Origin of the sequence: Henriciella sp. (genome assembly GCF_049649345.1) — a bacterium.
Classification (GTDB): Bacteria; Pseudomonadota; Alphaproteobacteria; order Caulobacterales; family Hyphomonadaceae; genus Henriciella.
This window is the reverse complement of the sequence record NZ_JBARZC010000542.1, coordinates 1-4160: the sequence shown is the minus strand read 5'-3', so window position 1 is coordinate 4160 and position 4160 is coordinate 1. Positions and strand designations below refer to the sequence as shown.

General features: G+C 62.9%; 7 protein-coding genes. All 7 read right to left on the bottom strand.

Annotated features, from left to right (window positions below):
- On the bottom strand, positions 1-338 hold a 338-nt coding region (locus tag WA989_RS14960), incomplete at its 3' end, for an XdhC family protein (RefSeq protein WP_424341281.1).
- A gap of 55 nt (positions 339-393) precedes the next feature.
- Positions 394-753, bottom strand: coding sequence for a winged helix-turn-helix domain-containing protein (locus tag WA989_RS14955; RefSeq protein WP_424341280.1), 360 nt, complete (start codon positions 751-753; stop codon positions 394-396).
- On the bottom strand, positions 750-1535 hold the full coding sequence (soxA, locus tag WA989_RS14950) for a sulfur oxidation c-type cytochrome SoxA (protein ID WP_424341279.1): 786 nt from the start codon (positions 1533-1535) through the stop codon (positions 750-752). Before soxA ends, WA989_RS14955 begins: the two co-directional genes overlap by 4 nt.
- Positions 1532-1849, bottom strand: a complete 318-nt coding sequence (gene soxZ, locus WA989_RS14945) for a thiosulfate oxidation carrier complex protein SoxZ (protein WP_424341278.1) — start codon at positions 1847-1849, stop codon at positions 1532-1534. Before soxZ ends, soxA begins: the two co-directional genes overlap by 4 nt.
- A 12-nt stretch (positions 1850-1861) precedes the next feature.
- Positions 1862-2332: a thiosulfate oxidation carrier protein SoxY gene (locus WA989_RS14940; RefSeq protein ID WP_424341277.1), complete on the bottom strand. Its 471-nt coding sequence runs from the start codon at positions 2330-2332 to the stop codon at positions 1862-1864.
- 12 nt (positions 2333-2344) lie between these two features.
- Positions 2345-2797: a sulfur oxidation c-type cytochrome SoxX gene (gene soxX, locus WA989_RS14935; RefSeq protein WP_424341276.1), complete on the bottom strand. Its 453-nt coding sequence runs from the start codon at positions 2795-2797 to the stop codon at positions 2345-2347.
- The gene (locus WA989_RS14930; protein ID WP_424341275.1) at positions 2794-4077 is read right to left on the bottom strand and encodes an NAD(P)/FAD-dependent oxidoreductase; all 1284 of its coding nucleotides are present in this window, start codon (positions 4075-4077) and stop codon (positions 2794-2796) included. The genes soxX and WA989_RS14930 overlap by 4 nt, the downstream gene beginning before the upstream one ends.
- Between the last annotated feature and the right edge of the window lie 83 nt (positions 4078-4160).

Below are 4160 nucleotides of genomic sequence, written 5' to 3'. Positions count from 1 at the left end.
GCCTCCACGTCTGCATCCGGTTCGATAACAAGGTCGATCGCGCCGCCGCAGGGGAGCGGCAGGTCGACAAAGGGCGAGCCGGCGCCATAGCGCAGTGATTTTGCCTGGCCGTGCTTGAGCGCCGCATGCGCCTGCAGGACGACATCGGCGTCGATACAGCCGCCTGAAATATAGCCGGCAATGTCTCCGTCTGCGCTGACCGCCATGAGCGCGCCCGGCGCGCGGACAGCCCCGCCTACCGTGCCGGTGATCATGACGAGCGCGGCTGGCCCGGTCTCACGCCAGCCTAGCCACTGGCTGAGGACGTCTTCAGCATGTTCGGTATAGGCGACAGCCATCTGGGACATTCTGCCGTTGTAAACGGTCAATTAGATCGAGACCAGAGCTAATAATTCAGACCATATCGTCTGGCTCCATGTCCCAGAGCTTTTTCAGCGCTGTGACATTGCTCGCAAAAGCCGTGTCGGTGATCGAATGGTAGAGCGCAAGAACGGTTTTTCCAGCCTCAGTCAGGTCAGAGCCGCCGCGATATTTTCCGCCATGGGTCGACTTGATGAGCGGGGCTGTGAAATCGGTGTTCATCTGCTCGATCAGTTTGAGCGCGCGCGGATAGGACATGCTGAGCGCCTCGGCGGCCTTGGTAATCGAGCCCTGCTCGCTGATCGCTTCGAGGAGGGCAGCCTTGCCCGGACCGAACCTGCCGCCGTTCGGCAAATTGATTCTTATGCTGAGGGAGTATTCGTCCGAGCTCATCGTCTTACCCCCGGCGCTTCGAGCGCGAGCCCCTCGGCGCGCTTTGCAAGATAAAGTTCGACCGCGACATAATCCTCGGCGCCATAGTCCAGCGGTTCGGCCCGCACGCCGGTATCGCAGTCCCGCAGGCGGCGCTGGAGCGAGCCAAGCGTCTGCCATTCGAGGCGGTAGCCGGGAAACGCCGTGCCATGGCCCTGGCTGATCGTGTCGCCGCGCAACTGCTTGCCCCAATTGTCATTGTGGCACTGATTGCAGGAGAGATTGAACTGCCCGCGCCGGGTGAAGAAATAGTCCTCGCCGCGTTCGTACCAGTCCGCAGCCGCGCCGGTGACATCAACGCTGATCGGCGCGCCCCGAGACAGGCTTGCGACAAAGGCGGTCAGCGAAAGCAGATCTCCGCTTTCATAGTCGAGCGGGTCCAGACCCTGGTGCCGGGTACGGCAGAGATTGATCCGGCCTTCAAGGTTTACGAGGTCGCCTGAGCTTTGATCCATGGCAGGATAGTGCGCGGCAGCGCCTTTCAGTTCCACCCCGTCATCGCCGTGACAGGCGCTGCAGGCTCTCGATTGCGCAGGCGCAGTGTTGAACAGCGCGCGGCCCTGATCGACCCAGAGAAAGCCGGGGTTGGCGAAATTATCCGCCTGCAGGGCTTGTGTTTCGGGTTGCAGGAAAGCGGCGCCTGACTGGCGTTCGGCCGGGTCGAGATAGGTGCGCTCACTGGCCGGAGCGCGCTCTGAACAGGCACAAAGCGCGGCCAGAATGACAAGCGCAGCGAGCCTCATTCCACGGTGAGCGTATGGGTTTGCGACCAGGTCTCGCCATCCTGGTCTGTCCAGGTGAAGGTGAGATCGCCGGAGACGGTCGCCTTGGTGAAGAAGCTGAGAAAAGGATTGGCCGCGATGCCGGGCTGGAGACTGGCTTCGAAGACGGTCTCGCCGTCATAGACGCATTTGAAGTCGGTGATGATGTCGCGCTCGATCGTCTCGCCGCGATTGTTGCGGCGGTAGCCGGTTTCCATCGGATGCTGGATCAGCGCCTTGAGTTCGATCACGTCGCCTTTGGCGGCGGTGTCGGGGGCGGAAATGCGGATGGCCAAATCGTGCTCCTCCTATCCGATCATGCAGGCAGCGAGGGTAACGACCGTGCTCGCCTTGCCGATATGCAGGCTGCCATCGCTCATTTCGGCGACAGCGCGGATGGTCTGCGTGCCGGCCATGCGGATACGGGTCGAGACCTCTGCCTTGCCGGCGCGCGGGCCGAGCTTGAATTCGGCAATCTCGGCGATCGGGTTGCGCGGGGAGATGATCGCGATGCGTTTGACGTGATTGCGCGCGGTCATCGGGCTGTCGACCGAGACGGTGATCGCGACCGAGTTTCCATTCTCGGCAATTGGCGGCAGCTTGACGGTGACCTTGCTCTCTTTCAGCTCGCCATCGCCGAACAGCTCGCGAATGGCCGCGTCAGCGTCATCCACGTCTGCAGCTGCGCCGAGCGGGAAGGCCGCGCAGGCAAGGCTGGCTGAGCCGAGCGCGAGCAGGCTGCGGCGGTTAAGCGAGAAATTGAGCGCGTCCTGTTTCATCTACGGTCCGTTTCAGGCTTTGAGGCCGGAGAGGTAAGCCACAAGGTCTTCGATCTGCTGGGCGCTCAGGGCCGGCGCGTCCTGGTATTCGGGCGCGACGCGGTTGAGGCCTTCTGTCGTGTAATATGAGGGCATAAGCGTGTCTGGCCAAATTTTCTGTGCGCCGGCGATGCGAAGCCGGATCTCGCCGGGGGTGAGGCGATCTGCGAGGCCGGTCAGCTCCGGGCCGACATTACCCTGAAACTCGGCGTCCAGACCCTCAATGGCGTGGCAGAGGACACAGTGGCCTTCTTCTCGGCTGACAAAGATTTCTAGCCCGCGTGCCGCATCGCCTGTCTTGCCGTCCAGCGGCGCTGTGATCGCATCGCCGTCCAGCGCGACAGGCCCGGCAAATTCATAGGCCTCGCCCTCAGAGCAGGCGGCGGCGAGGAGGATTAAGGCAAGCCGGGCCAAGGCGAGCCTCATCCGAACGCCTCTTCTGTGACGGTCCGGAACCAGGCCTCAGCCTGCGCGGCTTCTGCGGCGCGCACGCGATCGCCTCCACCGTCCGGGCTGAGCCCGCCAGCGCCTTCGATACTGGTCAGCTTGCCCTCGGCATTGCTGTAAACGCCGGTGATCGAGATCGCCGCATCGGGCGCGACATAGGAGTAGCAGGTATTGGCCAGCACGGTCGGCTCGACATCGAGGCCGGACAGCGCGCGGGCGATCTGCATGGCAGCGAACTTGGCCTGCAGATTGGCCGAGAAGGCCGATTTCGGCATCGGCGCGGCGATGGTCGCGTCGCCTATGACATGGATATCGGGCTGCAGCGTCGAGGAAAAATCGAGCGGATCGATGGGGCACCAGCCGGTCTGGTCGGTTACCCCTGCGCGGCCTGCAATTTCTCCTGCCCTTTGAGGCGGGATAATATTTGCGACACTGGGAGTGAAATCCTCAAAATCGGTCGAGACGGTCATCGTGGACGGGTCAACAGAGACGACGCGGCCAAAATCCGATGCGCCGCGCCATTCCAGATGATCGGGATACCGCGCTGCCCATTCGGCGACGAAGAGCCGCTGCTTTGAAAACGTGTCTTTCGCGTCGAGGATGAGGAGTTTGGAATTGGGCTTCTCGGTCTTCAGATAATGCGCGATCAGGCTGGCGCGCTCATACGGCCCCGGCGGGCAGCGGAAGGGCGCGGTGGGAACGGACATGATAACCAGGCCGCCATCCTCCATGGCCTCAAGCTGGCGTCGCAGGAGCCGTGTTTGCGCGCCGGCCTTCCAGGCGTGCGGCATGATCTCGGCCGCCGGTTCTTCATAGCCTTCAAGCGCCTGCCATCGGATGTCGACGCCGGGCGAGAGGATGAGCTTGTCATATCCGACCTCGCCGCCGCCTTCAGCCAAGGTCACGGTGCGGGTCTCGGCATCGATGTTGCGGGCGGTCTGATGGATGACGTCAATGCCGGCGGCTTTGAGGGCGTCATAGGTGAAGGTCTGCTCACGCATCGTGCGCAGGCCGCCGATGACGAGATTGCTGAACGGGCAGGCGACATAGCGCTCATTCGGTTCGATCAGCGTGACAGAAGCATTCGGCAGAAAATGTTTCAGGAATTTCGCCGCTGTCGCCCCGCCAAAGCCGCCGCCGACGACGACCAGCTTCGCCTTTGTCTGGGCGATGGCGCGCGGGGTGAGATGGGACAGTGCGGCCGTGCCGGCGAGACCGGCCAGAAGGCCCCGGCGCGAGAGGCGGACCGTATCGCTCATTCGCCGCTTCCTTTCGCGCCGAGATAGTCGCTAACCGCGACCAGCTCTTCATCGCTATACCCGCGCACAAGCCGGTGCATGAC

Excerpts from the sequence above, each read along its gene's own strand:
- WA989_RS14955 (WP_424341280.1), bottom strand. The coding sequence starts at position 753 with ATGAGCTCGGACGAATACTCCCTCAGCATAAGAATCAATTTGCCGAAC.
- soxA (WP_424341279.1), bottom strand. The coding sequence starts at position 1,535 with ATGAGGCTCGCTGCGCTTGTCATTCTGGCCGCGCTTTGTGCCTGTTCA.
- WA989_RS14940 (WP_424341277.1), bottom strand. The coding sequence starts at position 2,332 with ATGAAACAGGACGCGCTCAATTTCTCGCTTAACCGCCGCAGCCTGCTC.
- soxX (WP_424341276.1), bottom strand. The coding sequence starts at position 2,797 with ATGAGGCTCGCCTTGGCCCGGCTTGCCTTAATCCTCCTCGCCGCCGCC.
- WA989_RS14930 (WP_424341275.1), bottom strand. The coding sequence starts at position 4,077 with ATGAGCGATACGGTCCGCCTCTCGCGCCGGGGCCTTCTGGCCGGTCTC.